This is a genomic window from Microbacterium alkaliflavum (genome assembly GCF_044325405.1).
In the GTDB taxonomy this organism is placed as follows: Bacteria; Actinomycetota; Actinomycetes; order Actinomycetales; family Microbacteriaceae; genus Microbacterium; species Microbacterium alkaliflavum.
On the sequence record NZ_JBIQWL010000030.1, the window covers coordinates 1 to 1,243 of the forward strand.

General features: G+C 67.0%; 1 protein-coding gene and 1 pseudogene. Both read left to right on the forward strand.

Annotation, left to right across the window (positions count from 1 at the left end):
* Positions 1–316: pseudogene (locus ACH3VR_RS23310) on the forward strand (hypothetical protein); the annotation flags it as partial.
* Between the two features lie 150 nt (positions 317–466).
* A partial coding sequence (locus ACH3VR_RS23315) for a carbohydrate ABC transporter permease (protein ID WP_397558732.1) occupies positions 467–1,243 on the forward strand: 777 nt, incomplete at its 3' end.

The following is a 1,243-nucleotide window of genomic DNA, read 5'->3' on the forward strand; positions in this document are numbered from 1 at the left end:
ATCCTTCGACCTCTTCTACGTCCTCACCAACGGCGGCCCCTACCACTCCACCGAAATCCCCACCACCTACCTCGTCCAATCCGTCTTCCACACCGGACAGGTCGGCTACGGCTCGGCGATGGCCGTCGTCCTCACCGCCGTCGTCATCGCCATCGGCCTCATCGCCACCACCCTGCGCCGCCGCGGCGAACGCGGCGAACGCCGCGAACGCGGCCAGCGCCCGGACCGACCATCGCGCCGAACCGCGCACACCCCACCACCCGCCCCCGCCGCGACCACGGCACCCCTCTCCCCCGCGAAGGAGCTGGTCCGATGAACCCCGCCATCCGCCTCGGCCGCAGCCNCGCGGCGAACGCCGCGAACGCGGCCAGCGCCCGGACCGACCATCGCGCCGAACCGCGCACACCCCACCACCCGCCCCCGCCGCGACCACGGCACCCCTCTCCCCCGCGAAGGAGCTGGTCCGATGAACCCCGCCATCCGCCTCGGCCGCAGCCTCGTCTACGTCGGGCTGGCCCTCCTCGCGCTCGTCTTCTTCATCCCGCTCGTGTGGATGGTGCTCTCCAGCTTCAAAAGCAACTCCGAGATCTTCACCACCCCGTTCTCACTGCCCACAACATTCGACTTCACGATCTGGGCGCAAGCATGGGAAGTCGGAAACATCGGCCGCTACGCCCTCAACAGCGCGATCGTCACGTCCGTGTCGGTCCTCGCGATCCTGCTCCTCGCGTCGGCCGCCGCCTTCGCGTTCAGCCGCTACCGCTTCCGCGGAGCGAAGCTGCTGCTCGGACTGCTCTCGCTCGGCCTCATCCTCCCCCTGCAGTCCTACTTCATCGCGCAGAGCACGATGTTCACGGACCTCGGCCTGACCGACACCTACTGGGCCCTCATCATCCCCTACACCGCGATGGGCCTGCCGCTGGCGACCTACCTGCTCAAAGTGTTCCTCGACGCGATCCCCGAAGAACTCTTCGAAGCCGCCCGCATCGACGGCGCCGGAGACTTCCGCATCTTCCGCATGATCGCGATCCCGCTCCTACGCCCAGGACTCGCGACCGTCGCGGTCTTCTCCGCACTCTCCTGCTGGAACGAATTCCTCCTCGCCCTGCTCTACATCCAAGACGACGACCTCAAAACCATCCCCACCGGCCTGCTCGCATTCTCCAGCCGCTACGTCACCGACTACAGCCTCCTCTTCTCAGCCCTCTCGATCGTCACCATCCCGATGATCATCATCTACATC